This window comes from Porphyromonas gulae, assembly GCF_000765945.1.
GTDB classification, from domain to species: Bacteria; Bacteroidota; Bacteroidia; order Bacteroidales; family Porphyromonadaceae; genus Porphyromonas; species Porphyromonas gulae.
The window spans coordinates 70190-90636 of record NZ_JRAT01000010.1 but is presented as its reverse complement, the minus strand read 5'-3'; the positions used below and the strand labels follow the sequence as shown (position 1 = coordinate 90636).

The following is a 20447-nucleotide window of genomic DNA, read 5'->3' as shown; positions in this document are numbered from 1 at the left end:
TCTAGGATGGCAAGGCGTTCAAAGTTGCTTAAATGTTTGCCCATAATGGATACTGGTTGCATCCCGCCAACTGTCAACTTTTTTCAGTACACGTCAAACTACTCTAAGGATAATCTATTTTATACAGGGGATTTTAAGGACGATTTTTTACTTGAAAAAGGTGATTTGATAACCCCGCTAACCGAACAAGCTATTGGGCTGCTCGGCTCCACGGCATGGATACCCAAAAGTGGGAAATACATTCAAAGTCAAGATATAGCCAAGATTACTTGCAAAGAGGAACTTCTGAACAAAAAGTTTGCCTATTATCTCATTTCTTCCAACATGGTAAAGCAACAACTAAGTGCAGCAGCTCAGCAGACAAAAATTAGGCATACTTCGCCTGACAAAATCAGAGATTGCACAGTGTGGATACCGTCATTGTCAGAACAGACGCAAATAGGACAACTCTTATTTGATATTGACTGTAAAATGGAAATCAATCGTTCGATAAATCATAATTTACCGATACCTGACCATTCATTAAGAGAGGGAGAAGCTCGTCTCGTAGCTTAGTAAGTTGTTGTATCTCTTCTTGAAGCTTGACTTGTTGATTAAAGATAGGAGAAACTACTACTTCAAATGATTCAGCGACATTAACATCATTAGGGATAGCAATACTACTTTGTTGTAAATGGTCTTGAGTAATGTGTCCCATTGTTGTTTTTCTCGCCTCTGCCATTTTTTTGAACACATCTATATAGTCTAGTAGTTGGAAGTAGTAGAACGACTTAGGAAAGTCATTGGTTGGAGTTACTTTAAAGATATGCTGATTAAGTCCACCGTTACCAAAAGCCCAAAGCATAACTTCCAATGAAGCCGACCATGAAAAGAGGACATCGCCATTGAATACTTTTACTGAATCTGGAATGTTGGCAGTTACTTCTTCCGTGTCGGTGGTGAAACCATCACGCATTTCACGTATCTTGATGACTGGTAAGGCCTTTTCTCCTGTCTTGGGGCGAAACTTCTGGCAAGCCAATCCATTTGTAAACTTGGCAATCTCAAATAGATTTCCACAATGCCACCCCTCTGGTATTTCACGTTTCAATTTCTCATTCCACACCATCTTGCCACCGCTACTCTTGTAGGGCTTGCCGTTTTCATCGGGAAAGTCGAACTGCACGAACCAATAATCGTAGAGCTGCTTCGCCATCACCTCTAAATTATGATTTAGCGAACGATTAAGCCGTAATTTATTTGTGATATTAATAACGAGATTGCCAATATTCTCTTGCTCGTCTGGAGAGAATTTTGGTAACTCATATCTCATTATTTGTTTTTTATCTCCACGAGGCATTTTGCTTCCCTTTGTCCCTTTCATAGTGTAGTCGAAAAAGCCATCTTGTAGCAAGAGAGCGTAAAGAAAAAAACTATTACAGCCATCTTTTGCCCTGAATACTAGTACATCTGAAGAGCAACCTCCTTCTTTGTCAGCAAGCCATATTTTCTTTAGATAAGGGCGTATATTTGCCACTAACACATCACCTTCTTGATAATGTGTCAGCGAACAGGTAACAAGAGGAAGATTTGCTGCCATTGTTCTTCCCTCCTTGTTCGGTAAAATAGAGTCCGTAGTAACATATTCACTTAGCGAAACACTGTTACTACTAATTTTCTCCTCTACGTATGTGGCTATATCTGATAACTTCATTTGGAGCCTACTTTATTGCAAAGATAGTGCTCCAAAGGCAGAAATGCGAAGAAGTCGAGGATAAAAATAGTTAGACTTAGCTGATGTATTTTCGATGCGCCATCTTGACATTTGTCTGATTGACCATGGCATAATTCAAAGTGGTGTCAATCTTGACGTGTCCAAGTAGCCGTTGTACCTGCTCAATAGGCATACCCTTGTCAATAGCCATAGTAGCCAACGTGCGACGGAACTTGTGCGGATGTACTTTGTTTAGTCCTGCACGTTTGCCAAGTTGCCTTAAACGTGTCTCTACTCCTCCTATTGTCAGCCTGTTGTGGGGTAAGGATAGGGATACAAATAAAGCAGGGTTGTTATCTGTTCGACTTTCAAGATAGCGCTTGAGATGTATCTTTGTTCGAGCATTGAAATAAACTTCTCGCTCCTTGTTTCCTTTGCCAAAGACCACGCACTGCCTTTCATGAAAGTCTATATCTTCACGATTCATTTTTACCAATTCCCCCACACGCATACCAGTAGAGGCGAGGAGGTCTATCATCGCCAAATCTCGGATCTCATTACAAGTATCACGGAGCACTTCGATATGTTCATCACTTAAGACTTCCTTTACAAGGCTGTCTGTACGAATTTTATGGATACGACGTACTGGGCTCTTAGAGATATAGTCCTCATCTTCTAGCCAAGCAAAGAAGCTTGAGAAAATACGCCTCAGATTATCTATTGTCACCCTACTTGATCTTCTATTTTCTTGATAACGAGAAAGATAAGAACGTATGTCGTTTGTATCCACATCGTTTATCCGTTTTCGCTCACTGCTTAACAAGGCTTCTATGGATGATTGATAGTAATGTAATGTTTTTTCTGAACAGCCTTCTATTTTCTTGGCGGAAATAAAAGCAGTCAGCAATTCTCCATTGGCTTGTTCTCTTTGGAGTTCTTCACTCTTGGCTGGTGTCATTACCACTTTCTCAAAAGCAGTTTGCAACACTTCTCGCAATTTAGTTTGCTGTTCTATGCCTAAAACATCAGACATATCAGCAAGAATATGCTCTATTGTTTTCTTTTTCATCTAATTGATACTTTGATTATCTACCCATTATAACGAAAAATCAGAGAAAAAGGAAAGATAAATCATAATTTATCGATACCTGTCCATTCATCAGAAGTGGCAGAAGCTCATCGCGCAGCTTAGTTAGTGCATTGGTCTCAATCCTATTACGAATAATCTTATTTAGAATAGAATCTAGTACCTTCTTAGGTTCTTTAGTAGAGGGCACAAGGATAAATAAGCCTTTCAGATCTCTATCTGAAAGATGGCCTACAGTAGAGCCTTTCGCTCGCAGTTCTTTTGCCTTTATGTGAGGTTCAATATCATAACGGGTTTGCATAATAGAAACCGTGGAATTAGCTATTGCTCTAAGTCGGACGCTTCGTTGATTCAGGAATGAGTTATTGTCACTCCAGTAGTTCATGTGAAAATTTCCGTCCATTCCGATCAAAAGATCTTGCTCTTGAAGGCGATATCTTTCGTCTGTTTGTTCGGTGGTATATGCCGATATAGAGTTACTAAGAATGTCTCGTATCCTAACTACAGGTATCTCCGTTTGCTCCTCTACAAATAACTCTGTGGAAAAAGGGAAACCATATTGAACTGACAACTTATCAAAGATACTTTTCACCTCCCACCCCTCTGGTATTTCTCGCTTAAGCCCTTCATTCCACACCATCTTACCACCGCTACTCTTGTAGGGCTTGCCATTTTCGTCGGGGAAGTCAAACTGCACAAACCAGTAATCATAGAGCTGCTTCGCCATCGTCTCTAAATTATGATTTAGAAGAGAGGTGGGGCAGATCTTTGGATAGACTTGCCCCACATCATTACTTTTTCATTAAGTTTTGTAGAATGGCTTCTTGCTCTTGGGAGAGTCGTTGCTGTTGGAGCTGAAGTTCGGCTTGGCGTTCGATGGCGAGTTCGTAGTTCGTGACACGAGAACGGAGCTTGCGGATGCTGTCATCTGAGTTCTCAGCCGAGAAAAGGCTGTCAAGGCTGGCGATGTTTGGCTGTGTATAGCCGAGCTCCATTCGTAGGATACGATAACGGAGAGCATGACTATCAAGGGCTTGATTGACACCGTAGAGATGTGCTGCCCAACCGATGACGCAGGCAAGGACAGCAACCATCACTCCCCATACGAGCCATTCTGCCCAGCGTTTGACATCGAAAAGGTAGTATTTGGAGAGCTTTATCTCGGGTGTGGTTTGTTTGGCTTGGAGTTCTGTCAGGAGTTTGTCGGTTGTTTCGTCTTGACTTATCTGTACCTCGGCAATGCCTGACTTCATTTCGTGGATGCGCTCACCAAGTTTAGCGATCACTTGACAAAGTTCCTCTCTGAATCGACGATGAAACTCCAGTTGCTCCTCTAAAATCTTGGCGATTCCTGCGAGATTTTTCCTATTCTCGATTTCTCTTTGTGACTCTGTTGGTTGTGGTAAATTGAAGATGCTCGCTTTGAGTTCTCTGTTCTGTTGCTTAATTTCCTCCAATACTTCGAGGAGGACGTTAATTTGGTCGTTCATAATCTTCTACGTTTTAGTTTCTTATTAGCTTGATTTCTGAGTTTACGTTGGAATACAAGTTCTGCAACATCTACGGCAGGCGCATTGCTGTCGAATAGGTCCTCTCCAAGCTTTTCTACGGCTTCGCTCAATTCTTCGATAAAACATTCCTCTTTAGGTAGGTCTGACAGAGAAAGAGCTTGCTTTGCATTTTGCTCTAATGCAAAAGAGAGTTTAGAGAAGCTACATGAGCGGTCTATATGCGAACCACTAAAGCTGACACCATCTATAGAGAAAATAACTCCTTCGACTTTCTCAGTTTGTCCCTTTGTTTTGAATTGTACTTCGACACCTTGCTTTTGTAGTTCGGAGGTAAGCTCCTGCCAGTTCGTGCATTTGGGTAGTGCAGCTTGTATTGCCGAAGATGGCATACCTTAGTTGATCATTTCCTCTTAGGCGATGACGTTTTACAGCCTCTTTTCCTTCGCCCCATTTCAGCAGTTTAGCCTCGGTGAGTTCTCTGCAGACCTTTGTTGAGCGATACTTTTCATTACTGTCTGAAATTGTTTTCCCCTCATTATTCACTCGATTGATACAGATATGTAAGTGTGGGTGCTCCCTGTCAAGATGGCGTACGATGAGGTATTGAGTATCTGCGTAGCCCATTCGTTGGAGATATTCCTTCGCCAAATCTGTCATTACCTTATCAGATAAACGCTCTGTATCTTCGGCAGAGAAGCTGAGAATAGTATGGCAAACAGGCTTCTTTACATTAGGGCGCATTGAGGCTTGTAAGGCAAAGTCATTCGCAATATCCGATGCTTGAGCATTGGCTCTCACGCCCTCGGCATAAAGGATTCGGGCTTTACCTTCTTGCTTACCGAGGATATAAGCGAGTACCCCAAAGAAGGATGTCCCTTTGATTATCTTGGCTATTATCTTTTCAAGCTTTTGAGTTGCTCTTCGATCAAGAGTTTCAACATTTTTAGTTCAGTGGGTACTGTGGATACTCCGAAAGTATTTAGACGATGAGCTATCTGGTTGATGTTATTCGCCATGCCTGAGAGGAGGCGGATTTCTTTCATTTGCTCTACCGTGATGCGAGCCTTGATTTGCCCCTCAGAGATGAGCGAACGCAGGTATTCGTTTTTATTGACACCAGCTTCGGAGGCTTTGCTTTTGAGCGTAAAGTACTCCATGGTGTTCAGTTTTAGTAGGACGGAGTAACGTCTCTTTTCAGATAGTTTTTTGGTGGGTCGTCCACCTCTATTTTTGTCTTGTATTGTCATTGTTTCTTTTGTTTTATTGATGAGACCATCGGGATTGTTTCGCCCTGATAGATGGGCGTTGGGGAGGTTTTGGGTAACCCAAAACACAAACTTGCTTCGATTATCTACGAAGTCCTATCTTTCGGAGAGGAGGCTTGGTTTGTCTGGCCTCTTCGACCACTCGAAGTTCAAGTTTCTCTACCAACAGTTTAAGGGCTGGATTGTGCTGGATAACTCACTCAGCACCGATTCTTTGGTTTTGATTTGGAGGAGATAATCGGCTATATCGTACCCTTCATGTTGGTCTTTGGAAGGAGCATACTTCTCCAAATAGTCGAAGAGTTGAACCTCTATTCCCATGGATTGCATCATCAACATTTTTTCTTGCCAGTATGCAGTCGCACCGAGATCTGGGAAAAGAATAACGTTTCTGCCCAACAGAGGCGTGAGGCTGCTACTTTTGAAACATCCATGTTTTCCTCCAGTAGCCAACCAAAGATATTGGGGTAGGTAGTGCGAGGCAATAAGAGCCGTCTTCTCACTCTCGACCAAAGCCACAGGTTTTTGAGTCTCTTGTGACAAGAGATGCTCCCCGAAAAGACATTGCCGTAGGTTGTAGTTCGGGCGATTGAGCAGACTATGTACCCACGTAATATGATTGAACGGCTTCTTTATCCTCTTACCTGTTTCGGGATCGTAAAGCATAATCTTACCAGCTCTCACTTGTCCTCTGGTGTCTATTTGCCAAAAGACCGTTGCTCCTGACCAATGCCTGGAAGTACCGACATGGTAATATTGCATAAGTTGTAATGCGTTTTCCTTTCCCAGACGTTCACAGAGAAAGAGATAAAGATTATTGAGTTCATACCCCTTTAGAGTCTTCTCCATCATTTCCCTATCAATAAAAGAGGGAGGAGCGAGAACGACAGGTTTGTGAATAACCTCAGAAGTTGAATGCACCTCTTCCTTCATTGCAGGGTGTTCTGCGAAATAAGCCTTGGGTGTGAAGTGATAGCCACACCTCTGCTCGTGGTCGCACCGCCCTACATTATCGGGGAATTCTATTTTACCCTCTGTGTCAATATAGCGAGCGAAGCATCGAGGACGTTCGCAAGATGGGCAGGTATGCCGGTGTCCGCACACCCTTATAAGGTTCTAATTTGAATCTGTAATTATTCATTGAGAAAATTGTTTTAACATGAATTCGATATAAAGTCATTCCCAGAAAAATGGATGTCTAACCCTCGAAATCAAATTGTCTAACTTGTTGCATCACCTTAGGCAACTTTCGTCATCAGATTAGACAACCTTTTTTCATGGATCCTATATTTTCAGGCACTATCCACACTTTGCACACTTTCAATCGTCAAGAGGGAAAGAAATGCAGATAATGCAAAAAGTGCATCAGGTTTGTAGACCGAGTTTTCGATAGACACCGTGTCGTTCCTTGGTAAAAAGCGTCCCGATATTGCGACTGAGAAAATCCTTAAAGGCTCGTTCTTTAATTCCGATACGCTCCGCTATCAGAAGGGCTTCGGCGGTCTGAAAGCTTTCGGGTAACTCAGTCAGAAACTGACGTTGCTGTTGAGTCAGCTGAGTGCAGTCCATCACTGCTTGTACCTGCTGAGCAGAATCACGGAAATAATCAATAAGAGTAATGGCTCTCTCCACAGATATCAGGTCTATAGCGGACTTCTCACTTTCGCCACATACCCATCGAGCCAACTGAATAATGAGACAAAAACGAATGATGTAGATTTCTAATTTACAGTAGACTCCGACGAGAGTTTCGTTGGGTTCGGTATCGCAGAGTTTGGCATGCTCTTCCTGCCACATATAAAGTCGAGCCTTGGCTTCTTCTTCAAAAGGAATAATCTCAGGGGAAACTTCTCCTTCTTCATCTTTGGCACACGGTAAATCTATGAGCCGTCGAATAATCCCTCCCCAGCGTTTCTCTGTATCCTCTGGAAGCTCGGTTTTGCTCCATCGGGCTTTCTGCTGAAGATTGGGCATCACAAATAGAATGCGGTCTATAAAGCTATTACTCGAGCGTTCGCCTTTGGAAAGCTCTCCGAGAATCTTCTTCCGAATAGTGCCCACAACAGAGATGTAAGGACGCTTGATGAAAATAGAACTTCGATTACCTTTTCGGTCACTAATCGTCGCTTTGGCACTAAATACAGATAGCCAAAACTGCTCTTCCGAGCCACTATTGTAGCGATTGATATTTTTGAACCCAATCGATCTCTGTCATTATGTCGCATGACTTAATGGCATTTCTGCAAAAAAGAAGCTGCCAATGCATTCCTTTTTAGATATTGCTTTCTAATTTGAAATATGCTGGCATAATATTTGCGAGCTAAGGATAGCTAATCATCAAACACAATATATATGAATGATATTATCAATAAAATTACCAGTTACAACCTCTTCAACTACTTACTTCCAGGGATTCTTTACTCAATCTCTGTGAATCATTTTACACGGCTCCAGCTACCAATAGAGAATGTGCTAGAAGCTCTATTTGTGTGCTACTTCATTGGATTAGTGATTAGTCGAATGGGGGCTTTGATTGTTAAACCTATACTTGTCAAACTAACTTATTTACCCAAGGAATTTCGTTATAACCAGTTTCTTGACGCAGAGCAGAAAGACTCAAAAATCAGCATTCTCTCGCAGGAGAGGAATGTGTATCGTACATTGATTGCCTTGGGGGTGTCAATTATCCTGTCAATAGGTATAGATAAATTACTCTCCTATGCCCCTATATCAAACGTATGGATCTTCTGCATTCTTGTAGTGCTACTAATTGTCCTATTTATCTGTGCTTATGTAAGACAGAGTGTATTTCTCAGTGAACGAATTCATAATAATTTAAAATAAAAAAGATGCTTATGACTAAATTAGCTACAATGACGGTTTGGAATGTTGAGCATGGGCTCGCAGTCCACATCAAGGCTCCTAATGACAAATATATTGTTGTAGACTTAGGATGCTCTTCCACTTTCTCCCCCCTTAAAACACTATGGGGAAAGCAAGTTGATTATATGATAATTACCCACACAGACTTGGATCATATTCAAGATATTGGTAATATCTCATACGCAAAACCAAGAGTATTAAATATAGTAAAGTGCTATAGTCGGACTGAATTACTTAATGGTGTTCAGAGTTGGGCTAAGCCAATCATCAATGCGTATTGCGACTTGAATGATACGTACACTAGTCCTATTTCTCACCTTGAATCCCCTGATAACCCTGATACTCTTGATGGCTTAGAAGTAAAAACATTCCGTGCTAAGCACTGCGACAAGAGTAATAGAAATAATCAAAGTGCAATCGTAGTCTTAAAGCTAGGTGGTGCTAAAGTGGTTATCTGTGGGGATAATGAGCAAGCCTCATTTGATGAGTTGATGGAAAACACAAACTTTCGCAACGCAGTACAGAGTGCTTGTGTATTGGTAGCCTCTCATCACGGACGAAAGTCGGGTTATCATAAGGAGTTTGTTGAGCTGGTAGATCCATATTTAACAATCATTTCAGACACCTCCAAGGTAACCACGAGTGCTTCTCAGTCATATAAAAACAAGAGTAAAGGATATCCTGTAAATAGCCCTCAAGGAGTAGAGGAAACTCGCTATTGCCTCACTACAAGAAAAGATGGTAATATTAAAGTGGTATTCGGAGAATCGGACGACCCTAAATACATAGGCGCCTTATCCATTACCAAAGGCGTATAGCCATTGTATATAAGGAAGAAGATTTGCGTATATAAGAAAATTTATCGGAGTATATGCGGAAATTTATTTTTGTATATGCGAAAATCTAATTACTTTTGGACAGTGATAAAACACATTTATTCACAGTAAATTAACTCTAGTATGATTAAGATTAAAGCAATCGAGAGAAAAGCAGGCTTCGGCAAGACCAGCAAAACGCTTTGGTACCCTGCAATTCACTTACATTCTGATGTAAAGTTTGAGGAGTTTATCGAACTCGTAGCGGACGAGACGACAGTTTCTTCAGCTGATGTTAAGGCAGTCTTTGACCGCGCCTCGAAGGTGCTTATCCGCCTACTCCAAGACGGCAAGAGCGTGGATTGTGGCGATATGGGAACGTTCCGCCCTAGCATCACGGCTAAGACTGGTTCGGGTGTCGATAGCGCCGATAAGGTCGGCATCGAACTCGTAGACAAGGCGAAGGTTATCTATACGCCTCGTGTTAAGGTTAAGACGGCGCTCAAAGGCGTTCGTATGGAGCGTGCCGAACGCGTGCTCGACGTGGCTTACGCCTCTTCGGGCAAGAAGGACGAAAAGCCCAACGGCGACGGCTCTTCGTCTACTGACAATGGCGATCATGTCGGGCTGTAAAAAAGTGAACCAATAGAATTAAGAATTCATCCTATGGATAATAAATGGTTTGATGTAGCAATAATACCTGTCGTTATAGTCTACGTAGCGGTATTTACCTATTTTTTCTTCATAAAAGTGAATAGGAGAAAAAGATTGGACAAACTTCATAGTGCATTTAACTTATTGACAAATGGTTTTCAAAAAAACACCTTAGTTGATGATGATGACATTATCCTAATCTTTGAGAATGCTAAAATAGGCTTGAACTTAGAGGGAGATCCAATGCCTCTCTTTGAATTTCTTGAGGAATATATTGTATACCTAAGAAAGGGTGAAAAATTGGAGTCTAATTTATTTAATGAAATCAACGAAAGATTAAAAAAGATAATCAAGGAAGAGCGTAGAGAACAGCCATTTGAAGGGGTCAATGATCATGAGCGAAGACTGCTTACTTCAATAGAAGAGTCTGCAAATAGAGGAGAGACTGCATCTATAGCATATAATCTAACAGAATTGTCAAGAGTACTCATTTCTAATCAGAAACAATTAGAACGAACGGTTAAAATGAATAAATTTACTAAACCTCTTTCTGTAATAGGACTAGTTTTGACTATTCTATCAGTAGGTTACTCGTATTTTTTATCATCAAAGGAAGAGCAAAGAATTCAAGAAACAACAGAAGTACTCAAGAAACTTGAGAAGCATTTATCAACCACCAAGGATACTGAAATAATTATTCCTAATCAATAAATCAAATTTCATTATGTGGAATTACTTGCCGATGCAGAAGTGGGCGAAGATGTAGTGGAGGGTGTCGTCGCTGGTGATTTCTCTGCCAGTGATTTCGCCGATGGAGGTAATGGCGTGTCTGAGGTCGAGTGTCAATAGGTCGGTCGAGAGCCCCATATCAAAGCCCGAACGCATGCGCAGAAGAGCATCAAGAGCATCACGCAAGAGTTGATGATGGCGGGCATTACTCACAATTAGGTCGGCTTCGCTTGCCTTAGCCGTATCCATTACATCGGTGAGTGCGCCTTGTAGTTCGTTTATCCCCTTGCCCTCACGAGCCGAAACAAATAGTGGTTTCGTAGGCGTTGAGAGCTTCGTTTGCAGAGCCTCGCTGAGCCCGATTCGTTCGGCCTCGGTGAGGCTTTCGCTTTTATTGACAAGTAGAATAAATGTTCGCTCCCCCCTTTCGTCCCAAATGCTCTTGATATAGTCCAGCTGGCTAGCTTCATTAAGACGTGTGCCGTCCACTACGGCAAGAATGATGTCTGCCTCTTTGATTTTGTTTCGGCTACGCTCAATGCCAAGACTCTCTATGGTATCGGTGGTTTCACGAAGCCCAGCCGTATCAACGAAACGAAAGAGGTAGCCCCCAATGTGCATTGTGTCTTCAATCGTGTCGCGCGTGGTGCCGTGTATGTCGCTCACGATAGCTCGCTCCTCGCCAAGGAGAGCATTGAGTAGCGTGCTTTTGCCGACGTTCGTTGTTCCGACAATAGCAACGGGAATACCACGCTTCACGGCATTGCCGAGGCGATAGCTGTCGATGAGTTTTTGGAGTTTAAGTTCGATGTGGTCACAAAGAGCAAGGAGCTCGGTACGATCGGCAAACTCTACATCTTCCTCGGGGAAATCAAGTTCTAACTCCATAAGCCCTGTTAGGTGTAAGAGTTCCTCTCGCAGAGCGTTCAGCTCCTCGCTATATCCGCCACGTAGTTGCTTCATCGCCATTTGGTGCTGTGCCTTGCTTTCGCTGGCGATGATGTCCGCTACCGCCTCGGCACGACTCAAATCCATACGTCCATTGAGATAAGCACGGCGAGTAAATTCGCCCGGCTGAGCCATACGGCAACCCTCTGCCATCAGCACCTCCAGCAAGCGACGGCGGATATAAACCGAGCCGTGGCAGGCAAGCTCTATGGTGTCTTCGCCTGTAAAGGAGTGGGGAGCGTGGAAGTAGGTCAGAATGAGTTCGTCGATGAGTTCGCACTCGTGCCACACTTCGCCATAATAGGCATGGCGTGGGCGAATGCTCTCGGGACTTAATGCCTTACCCTTTGGACTAAAAAGCCGAAGTGCAATGGACAGAGCCTCCGCACCCGAAACTCGAATTACAGCGATACCGCCTACACCTGAGGCAGTAGCAACAGCACAGATGGTATCCTTATTAAAGGAATGGAGAATAGACATATTGGATGTCAGGATTGAATGAGATCGATTACAAAGATAGGTGGAATCTGCAGACCCAGGGATTCGAATCGGTTCGCTTTCTGAGACTGAATATTTTCTTACTTTTGTCATCATGATGGAGCTCTCTATTCGGAAATTGAATGTTGCTACCGAGAGTGCCGATTGCTTGAATAGAACTACTTGGAAAATAAACTTTTACAATCATTGAATATGCACATTGAAGGCTTTTATATCTTGCATCCTTCCGGACAATCCTGTCGTGTACATTCCATTCCTGTACACTCTGTCTCGGTATTCGGACAAATAGCATATATCCCTATGACGAATAGCCTGGAATAAGCCCTCTGATACGTCTTCAAAGGGGAAAGGCACGCGCACGGTTCGACCACGAATCGTACGCGTGCCTCTTTTATTTCAGCTCTCTGAAAGGTCTTTTTCAGTCTGCTATTTATATAGAAATGACTTTCGATCTATATATAAATGGAAAACGATTTATATACAAATGGAAAACGATCTATATATTTATTGCAAACGATTTTTATATAGATCGTTATCTGCTCTTACGAAAAGCATGTTTTGAGCGTAAAAAATTCGTCTCCTCTGTTTTTTGACTTCAAAATCCATTTCCATTTAGGCGCTTATTTAGAATCATTCCAAACTCATCTTCGTTGTTGAAAACTTTTTTGGCGCGTATTTTTTGGGGGATAAGCCAAAAGCATTTATAATACTTTTCGGTAAAGGCAACAAGATAAAAGGAACTTGATGTGGAATATCGTATGAGCTGAATCTTTGGCTTTTTTGACATGGATAAAGCGCTCTTTTGCTATCTTTACGGCATCATTATGGCTGACAAGCTATTGATTTCGGAAGAAGAGTTGCTGGAAGAGCTGAGAGATCCGGCAAGGCGGCGTACGGCCTTCGAAAAGGTGGTACGCCTCTACAACCGTAAACTCTACTGGCAAATCCGTCGGATGGTGCTCAGTCATGACGACACGGACGACTTGCTCCAAAATACTTTTATGAAGGCATGGAGTGCATTGGACGGATTTCGGGGGGAAGCCAAACTCTCTACGTGGCTCTATCGGATAGCCATGTACGAATCGCTCAATTTCCTGAAGAAGAAAAAGATCGAAGACGACATGAATATATCGATCACGGACGAAAACTCCTATCTGCTGGACAACCTTACGGGGGATGTCTATTTCGATGGGGATGAGGCCGAGATCGCTTTCCAAAAGGCTATATTGGAATTGCCCGACAAGCAGCGCTTGGTGTTCAACCTTCGCTATTACGACGAAATGCCCTACGAAAAAATGGCCGAGATCACCGGCACCTCGGAAGGAGCACTCAAGGCTTCGTACCACCATGCAGTCAAGAAGTTGGAGCGTTTTTTGTTGCCTGATGATTAAACCCGCCCTAATAAGAAGTCTCTATAATCGTAACTAACTAAGCTCGCATGAAACAGTTCGACCCCGATGTGAATATCCGACCGAAAGAGGATAGTGCACGACACTACTCTGTGCCGGATGACTACTTTTCCTCTTTTACGGACAAGCTCATGGCTCAGATCCCTGCTGTAGAAGCAGAGAGTGATGAGATGGTGCATTCTGTAGCATTGTGGCATAAACTACGCCCACTGCTTTATTTGGCGGCATCATTCCTGCTAATGATCGGAATGTTCAAGGCTTTCAGCCTTTTCGGAGAAAGTGGGGATACCGGTAAAGCTACCTCTACATCGGCCGGACTTGTGGCATTGGACCATGGCGATATCAGATGGAGCGACGACACCGATTATAGGGATTTCCTACATGACAACTGTGCTGAGACAGTGTCGGATGAATGGGTACTAACGGATTTCAGCGAATGATCGGACGACACTCGCACCCCATCTAAATCGGTATGAAGCGAATCTTTTCTCTTACTATTATATTGGCGGCCATGCTGCCAACCCTCTCTCAGGCTGCTATGCCTCCCTACTCTTTGGCCACCAAATACCAAGGATGTGAACAACAGGGAAGAAAGAAGGAGTTCATGAATCAGCGCAACTCCTTTTTCATTCTTGAGTTGGAGCTGACACGGGAAGAGGCGGATGCTTTCCTCCCACTATACAACGAACTGGACACGAAGCGTTACGACCTATGGAAGGATGTTCGGCAGAAGCGAGCTCTGATGGAAAGAAAACCCGAATTGACCGATAGCGACATGGAGCTGATCATCAATAAGAGCTTGGACAATAAAATAGCTGAGGCACGGCTGGAGAAGGAGTACTACTACAAATTCAAACGTGTGCTGCCGATGCGCAAAGTGATGGCATTGAGAGCCGCAGAGAGGAAATTTGCCCGTCTGTTTCTACAGAGCAGTTACGAGTGACCCCCTTTTATGCTACTTTTGGTGGCGTTTAACAAGATAATTTTGGTAAAATGAGTATTTCAGCAAATAAATTTGTGATCTGCAGCTATGACTTATACGTAGGATCTGCAGAAGAAAAAGAGTTGATGGAGCAAGCTACGGCAGAGCAACCACTGCGTTATATACACGGTATGGGTATGATGTTGCCTGAGTTTGAAAAGAATTTGTTCGGACTGAATGTCGGTGACAGGTTCGACTTCGAACTTAAGAGCGAAGATGCCTACGGGGCACGTCAGGAGGATGCCGTACTGGAGCTGCCCAAAGATATTTTCAAGGACGAGGAAGGCCGATTCGACTCTTCCATCGTATACGAAGGCAACACCGTGCCGATGCGCGATGCCGAAGGCAACACCCTGCAAGGCTCCGTACTGGAAGTTCGGGACGATGTAGTGGTAATGGACTTCAACCATCCTTTAGCCGGTGAGAATCTTCATTTTGTAGGAGAAATCATCGAAGAGCGCGAAGCAACAGCAGAAGAGATCGAGCAGTTCTTTGGAGGCCAGTCCGGCTGCGGTTGCGGTTGTAGCTGCGAAAGTGAATCATCGTCAGATGGTTGCGGCTGCGGCAGCGGTTGTGGCTGTCACTGATCGGAACGAATAATAAACAGAGAAAAGCTCCAAACCGTTGTCTCTAAAACAGCAATGGCTTGGAGCTTTTTAATTTCTCTGCATCTCCTCTTCGTCAGAAACACTGTCTGAAGCAGAGAATATTGCAAACACAAACACGGCTGTTATACATCGTTATGAATACAATAGGCAAGCTATTCCGGCTGACTACATTCGGCGAATCCCACGGCAAGGCTATCGGGGGTATCATTGACGGCTGTCCGGCAGGGCTTTTCGTGGATACGGAAGCTATCGAGCAAGAGTTGCTTCGTCGCCGTCCCGGGCAGTCGTCTTATACCTCTCCCCGACAAGAGAGCGATATGGTACAGTTCGTCTCCGGCCTATTTCGGGGAAGAACCACCGGTGCTCCCATTGCATTTATAATAGATAATAAAGATGTACGTTCTGCCGACTACGACAGTCTCAGCACCATCTTTCGTCCGGGACACGCTGACTATACATATTTCCATAAATACGGTATCCGAGATCCCCGTGGTGGAGGACGTTCTTCCGCACGCGAGACTGCTATCCGCGTAGTGGCAGGAGCCGTTGCCAAACAACTACTTGCTCCATTGGGAATCCGGTGTACAGCCTACACGTCACAAATCGGCTCCGTCCGCCTACCTCAGGAAAAGGCCAAGAATTATAGCCTTGAAGAAGTAGAGTCCTCCCCCATTCGTTGCCCTGCCCCCGATGTTTCCAGACAGATGGAAGCTGTAATAGAAACAGCCAAGGACGAATCCGACAGTGTGGGAGGCATAGTCGATTGCCATATAAGTGGCGTTCCGGCCGGTTGGGGTGAACCTCTTTACGGCAAACTCCATGCTGCCCTTGGAGCTGCCATGCTAAGCATCAATGCAGCCAAAGGATTTGAGATCGGAGATGGATTTGCCTTGGCCTCCATGCGTGGCTCCGAAGCCAATGATCAGATGGTCGGCGGAGAAGAGGGAGGCGTTTCGTTTCTGTCCAATCATTCGGGAGGTATTAGCGGAGGGATCAGCACCGGTCAGGATATTCATTTTCGTATAGCATTCAAGCCTACCCCGACTATTGGCCGAGAGCAACATACTGTCAATCAACAGGGCGAAAGCATATTGCTTTCTGCAAAAGGACGGCACGATCTTTGCGTGGTGCCGCGTGCGGTTCCTGTGGTGGAGGCTATGGCTTGGCTGACACTGGCGGATGCCTATCTGGCTTCCGGATTGAGTCGTAGCCAATGAGGCTGTACGCGTACCTTATTCTTTGTTTCATCCGAATGCCTTACCTTTGGTGAGATTCTTTTACGGCGGTACGTTTGTAAATAGAAGCCCTGAAATCATAGAAGCATAAAATCAATAATCACAATCATAACTTTTGCTCATCTTTATGAAAAGAAAATTCGGTTTTCTCTGTGCTGTGCTATTGGGAATCGTTGTAGCGACTCCTAAGGCAGACGCATGTACTAATCTTATCGTAGCCAAAGGAGCTTCGACGGACGGTTCGGTAATCATCAGCTATTCGGCAGATTCACATACACTCTATGGTGAGCTGTACCACTGGGCTGCTCGTGACTGGGCCAAAGGAACGATGCGCCAAATCATCGAATGGGACACGAACAAACCTCTTGGATTCATTCCGGAAGTAGCGCATACCTATAATGTGATCGGCAATGTGAACGAACATCAAGTAGCTATTGCGGAGACGACATGGGGCGGACGTCCCGAATTGGCTGAAAGCGATGGTATCATGGACTACGGTAGCCTGATCTATGTGGCTCTCCAGCGTTCTAAAACAGCTCGTGAGGCCATAGACGTTATGACCAATTTGGTAAAAGAATATGGCTATCACAGCAGTGGCGAAAGTTTTAGTATTGCCGATAAGAACGAAGTCTGGATTCTGGAAATGATCGGCAAGGGCAAGGGGCGCAAAGGAGCCGTGTGGGTAGCTGTACGCATTCCCGACAATGCCATCAGTGCACATGCCAATCAGGCTCGTATCCAACAAATCGATTTCAAGAGCAAAGATTATCTCTACTCTCCGGATGTAGTTTCATTCGCTCGCGAAATGGGTTTCTTCAAAGGAGCTGACAAGGACTTCAGTTTCCAGGAAGCATACAACCCCTATACCGAAGGAGGTCTTCGCGGTTGTGAAGCACGCGTATGGGCATTCTTCAATAAATTCAATTCGCGTATGGGCAAGTACGAAGCATTCATCAGGAATCAAAGCAAGGATAAGATGCCTCTCTACATTGTCCCCGATCGCAAACTCTCTGTAGCCGATGTGCGTGATATGATGCGCGATCACTATGAAGGCACTTCACTGTGTATGACAAACGATCCGGGTGCAGGCCCCTACAAAGTGCCTTACCGTTGGCGTCCGATGAGCTTCGAAGTAGATGGAAAAGAGTACGTCAATGAGCGTGCGATTGCCACTCAGCAGACTGGCTTTGTGTTTGTTGCTCAGCTGCGTAACTGGCTTCCCGACGCAATCGGTGGTGTCAATTGGTTTGGTGTGGACGATGCCGATATGGCTGTTATGACCCCTATCTATTGTTCTACTACGCGTGTGCCGGAGTGCTTCCGCCAGGGCAATGGCGATATGATGCACTTCTCTTGGACTTCGGCTTTCTGGATCCATAACTGGGTGGCCAACATGGCATATCATCGCTATGATCAGATGATAGCAGACATTCGACCTGTACAACGAGAGCTTGAAGGCGGCTGCGATCGCATGCTTCCTATTATTGACAAGCAAGCCCAAGAACTATATGCTCAGGATCCGGCCAAAGCCGTGGCTTTCCTGACCAATTACAGTAACGAAGAAGCAGAGAAGGCGACAGCGCGCTGGAAGCGTCTTGGCGAATATCTGATGGTAAAATATATGGATGGCAACCGCAAGAAAGAGGAGAACGGCCGATTCAAGACGAATGGATACGGGTTCAGTGCCATGCCTGATTTCCCCGGCTACAGTCAGGAGTACTACCGACAGATAGCAACATCCGAGGCAGCAGAACGCCTAATCAAGAAAGAGAAAGAACAACATTAAGTTGGTTTATTCCCTATCTTTGTCCCCGAAAAAGAAAACGGATGAGACCGATTAAGGTCGGTCTCGTCTTTTTGGCTCTGTAGTTCAACGGATAGAATAGTGGTTTCCTAAACCATAGATTCGGGTTCGATTCCCGACGGAGCTACACCTCTTTTTTTGATGTCCAAATCTTTCTACGAATTCGGACATCCTTTTATAATATATTTACAAAACAGACATTTCCGTTTACTTATTCACTGCAGAACCATGCTCTGAAAAAGAATTATATATAGCTGTTTTCTTATCTTTGTTCCAAGAATTATATGATAATAACTAACGATGAAATTTTTTCGATCATTGATTGTAAATCTTCTTCGATCTTTTAAAGATTCGTACGCTAGCAGAAAGGTTGTTTTTATATTTGATCTTCTCATCTCGTGTATAGCATCTGCTATTAGCTTTTTTTGTGTCTATTTCTTTCTTAACAAGGGCATAGAACAAAGGGCTATTCTTTTTTCACTCTATTTGGCTACCGCATTTTTTGCCAATATTCTTTTCTCGCTTTTGTTTGGTCTCTACCGTGGGATTATCCGCCACAGTACATTTCGAGAGATTAGCAAAGTCTTTTATTTCAGTATCTGTAAAGGAACTATCCTATTTTTAGTCGGTTGTGCTTTCTTTTCCATTCCTTTAGTCTTTTTCGTCACACTGATAGACATCTTGTTTACGTTGTTTTTGCTATTAGCCTTTAGGACAACCGTGGTCTATGTGTATCATATACTCAACAGGACCAAAGCAGTCCATGGAAAAGCTTTGGTAGTCGGCATGGACAGTAGTAGTGTAGCTTTGGCATATCAAATCACCAATGCTTCGGTGCGACAATGGGATATACAAGGTTTTATCGTACGTGATCCGAATCTCAGGAAAATGAGGCTTAATGGCCTTCCGATTTTTGATTTTAATACAGTTGATCGGTTTGCAAAAATCATTTCCACTCAGGGTGTAAAGACATTGCTTTTTACAAATGAGGATGTTTTTGACCAGTACAGGGATATTGTTACCGAGTGTATCGCAAGACGTATAAAACTTTTTATTTGTCAGAAGCCGATAGAACAAGCAGACCCCAAAGGACGCCGCATGATGCGCGAAATCCAGGTGGAAGATCTTTTGGGGCGCACCCCGATATTCCTCAATATGGAGTCAATCGGACATGAACTAAAAGAAAAAAGTATCATGGTCACGGGTGCAGCGGGTTCGATCGGCAGCGAGATTGTGCGACAGCTTGCAAAACTCCATGTTAAGCATATCATCCTTTTTGATATGGGGGAGTCGCCATTACATGAAATACGTCTTGAATTAGAGAGAGACTATCCGAATCAGAAAATAGCTCCGGTTATCGGTGATGTTCGTTGCGTTTCCAGATTGGATTATGTATTGCAGCAATTTCAGCCCGAAATCATTTTTCATGCTGCAGCATACAAACATGTTCCCTTGATGGAGGAAAATCCATGTGAGGCCGTCTTGGACAATTTGATTGGTACCACATTGATAGCTCGCAAAGCTATTGAGTACGGAGTACAGCGCATGGTGATGGTATCGACAGATAAGGCCGTGAATCCGACCAATGTAATGGGAGCAACGAAACGAGCAGCCGAAATGGTCGTCCAATCTTTAGACCAAGCGATAAAGGATGGCTGCATCCAGGGGCATACACGGTTTGTCACCACTCGCTTTGGGAATGTACTCGGATCCAATGGGTCAGTGATCCCATTTTTCAGGAAACAAATAGCAGCAGGAGGGCCGGTAACGGTCACGCATCCGGATATCATCCGCTACTTCATGACTATTCCTGAGGCTTGTCAGTTAGTCTTGGAAGCCGGTTCCATGAGCGAAGGCGGAGAGATATTCGTGTTCGATATGGGCGAGCCGGTCAAAATTTATGATTTGGCCAAGCGTATGATTACGTTGGCCGGATATGAACCTGATAGGGATATTGAAATCGTCTTTTCCGGCTTACGACCGGGAGAGAAGCTGTACGAAGAGTTGCTGAATAACAAGGAAAATACCAAACCTACCATCCACCCCAAGATTCAGATCGCGGAAACTCGTAAGGTAGACATAGAACTGATAGAAAGACTCCTCCCTCTTTTGGAGCAAAAGGCCAAAGACGTTGATATGACAGGAACAGTACGATTACTCAAAGAGATGGTGCCCGAATTTGTTAGCAAAAACTCTATTTACGAGGAGTTGGACAATGAGCGGACAGCTGTTTGAGCCTAGCCGTTCTATCGCCATTGTTTAATGGAGGTCATTTTCTAAACAAAAAGCCATTCACCCAACGCACTCATGCCCTCGTCTCGTATAA

General features: G+C 44.0%; 17 protein-coding genes, 1 tRNA gene and 3 pseudogenes. 12 read left to right on the top strand and 9 right to left on the bottom strand.

Features of this window, described 5'->3' with window-relative positions:
* The first annotated feature begins 6 nt into the window (after positions 1 to 6).
* The gene (locus tag HQ49_RS10655; protein WP_080745542.1) at positions 7 to 555 is read left to right on the top strand and encodes a restriction endonuclease subunit S; all 549 of its coding nucleotides are present in this window, start codon (positions 7 to 9) and stop codon (positions 553 to 555) included.
* On the opposite strand, the gene HQ49_RS12050 is transcribed toward HQ49_RS10655, so the two are convergent.
* The 8 genes and pseudogenes from HQ49_RS12050 to HQ49_RS03510 form a co-directional block, all read right to left on the bottom strand.
* Positions 479 to 1693, bottom strand: a complete 1215-nt coding sequence (locus HQ49_RS12050; protein WP_235290051.1) for a restriction endonuclease subunit S — start codon at positions 1691 to 1693, stop codon at positions 479 to 481. The two genes, HQ49_RS10655 and HQ49_RS12050, sit on opposite strands and share 77 nt — an antisense overlap.
* A gap of 76 nt (positions 1694 to 1769) precedes the next feature.
* Positions 1770 to 2762, bottom strand: coding sequence for a site-specific tyrosine recombinase/integron integrase (xerA, locus tag HQ49_RS03540; RefSeq protein ID WP_039418483.1), 993 nt, complete (start codon positions 2760 to 2762; stop codon positions 1770 to 1772).
* A gap of 40 nt (positions 2763 to 2802) precedes the next feature.
* Positions 2803 to 3507: a restriction endonuclease subunit S gene (locus tag HQ49_RS03535; RefSeq protein WP_052073435.1), complete on the bottom strand. Its 705-nt coding sequence runs from the start codon at positions 3505 to 3507 to the stop codon at positions 2803 to 2805.
* Between the two features lie 64 nt (positions 3508 to 3571).
* The gene (locus tag HQ49_RS03530) at positions 3572 to 4270 is read right to left on the bottom strand and encodes a hypothetical protein (protein ID WP_039418482.1); all 699 of its coding nucleotides are present in this window, start codon (positions 4268 to 4270) and stop codon (positions 3572 to 3574) included.
* Positions 4267 to 5188 (bottom strand): annotated as a pseudogene (locus HQ49_RS03525) (relaxase/mobilization nuclease domain-containing protein). Before HQ49_RS03525 ends, HQ49_RS03530 begins: the two are co-directional and overlap by 4 nt.
* A complete protein-coding gene (locus tag HQ49_RS03520; protein WP_039418494.1) occupies positions 5185 to 5532 on the bottom strand; it encodes a MobC family plasmid mobilization relaxosome protein in 348 nt (115 codons plus the stop codon). The pseudogene HQ49_RS03525 and the gene HQ49_RS03520 overlap by 4 nt, the downstream one beginning before the upstream one ends.
* 106 nt (positions 5533 to 5638) lie before the next feature.
* A pseudogene (locus HQ49_RS03515) lies at positions 5639 to 6697 on the bottom strand (DUF6371 domain-containing protein).
* 224 nt (positions 6698 to 6921) lie between these two features.
* A pseudogene (locus HQ49_RS03510) lies at positions 6922 to 7761 on the bottom strand (DUF3987 domain-containing protein); the annotation flags it as partial.
* A 650-nt stretch (positions 7762 to 8411) separates the two neighbouring features.
* On the opposite strand from HQ49_RS03510, the gene HQ49_RS03500 reads away from it, so the two are divergent.
* The 3 genes from HQ49_RS03500 to HQ49_RS03490 all read left to right on the top strand — a co-directional run bounded on the left by HQ49_RS03500 (position 8412) and on the right by HQ49_RS03490 (position 10619).
* On the top strand, positions 8412 to 9257 hold the full coding sequence (locus HQ49_RS03500; protein WP_039418491.1) for a ComEC/Rec2 family competence protein: 846 nt from the start codon (positions 8412 to 8414) through the stop codon (positions 9255 to 9257).
* A 141-nt stretch (positions 9258 to 9398) separates the two neighbouring features.
* A complete protein-coding gene (locus tag HQ49_RS03495; protein ID WP_039418478.1) occupies positions 9399 to 9887 on the top strand; it encodes an HU family DNA-binding protein in 489 nt (162 codons plus the stop codon).
* A gap of 33 nt (positions 9888 to 9920) precedes the next feature.
* Entirely contained in the window at positions 9921 to 10619 is a 699-nt protein-coding gene (locus tag HQ49_RS03490; protein WP_039418476.1) for a hypothetical protein, read from the top strand.
* Positions 10620 to 10640: 21 nt separating this feature from the next.
* Here the strand turns inward: HQ49_RS03490 and mnmE are convergent, their stop codons facing one another.
* Complete coding sequence (gene mnmE, locus HQ49_RS03485) at positions 10641 to 12065, bottom strand: tRNA uridine-5-carboxymethylaminomethyl(34) synthesis GTPase MnmE (RefSeq protein WP_039418474.1); 1425 nt, start codon at positions 12063 to 12065, stop codon at positions 10641 to 10643.
* A gap of 842 nt (positions 12066 to 12907) precedes the next feature.
* Between mnmE and HQ49_RS03475 the strand changes: the two genes are divergently transcribed.
* The 8 genes from HQ49_RS03475 to HQ49_RS11645 all read left to right on the top strand — a co-directional run bounded on the left by HQ49_RS03475 (position 12908) and on the right by HQ49_RS11645 (position 20356).
* Complete coding sequence (locus HQ49_RS03475) at positions 12908 to 13474, top strand: RNA polymerase sigma factor (protein WP_026292307.1); 567 nt, start codon at positions 12908 to 12910, stop codon at positions 13472 to 13474.
* A gap of 47 nt (positions 13475 to 13521) precedes the next feature.
* Complete coding sequence (locus HQ49_RS03470; protein ID WP_039418470.1) at positions 13522 to 13932, top strand: hypothetical protein; 411 nt, start codon at positions 13522 to 13524, stop codon at positions 13930 to 13932.
* Between the two features lie 32 nt (positions 13933 to 13964).
* A complete protein-coding gene (locus HQ49_RS03465) occupies positions 13965 to 14435 on the top strand; it encodes a hypothetical protein (RefSeq protein WP_052073433.1) in 471 nt (156 codons plus the stop codon).
* 50 nt (positions 14436 to 14485) lie between these two features.
* Complete coding sequence (locus tag HQ49_RS03460; RefSeq protein WP_039418468.1) at positions 14486 to 15061, top strand: FKBP-type peptidyl-prolyl cis-trans isomerase; 576 nt, start codon at positions 14486 to 14488, stop codon at positions 15059 to 15061.
* 155 nt (positions 15062 to 15216) lie between these two features.
* Entirely contained in the window at positions 15217 to 16299 is a 1083-nt protein-coding gene (gene aroC / locus HQ49_RS03455; protein WP_039418467.1) for a chorismate synthase, read from the top strand.
* 145 nt (positions 16300 to 16444) lie between these two features.
* Entirely contained in the window at positions 16445 to 18103 is a 1659-nt protein-coding gene (locus tag HQ49_RS03450) for a dipeptidase (protein ID WP_039418466.1), read from the top strand.
* A 73-nt stretch (positions 18104 to 18176) separates the two neighbouring features.
* Positions 18177 to 18248: transfer RNA gene (locus HQ49_RS03445), tRNA-Arg, on the top strand.
* A 971-nt stretch (positions 18249 to 19219) separates the two neighbouring features.
* Entirely contained in the window at positions 19220 to 20356 is a 1137-nt protein-coding gene (locus tag HQ49_RS11645) for a UDP-N-acetylglucosamine 4,6-dehydratase family protein (protein WP_160224166.1), read from the top strand.
* The last annotated feature ends 91 nt before the right edge of the window (positions 20357 to 20447 follow it).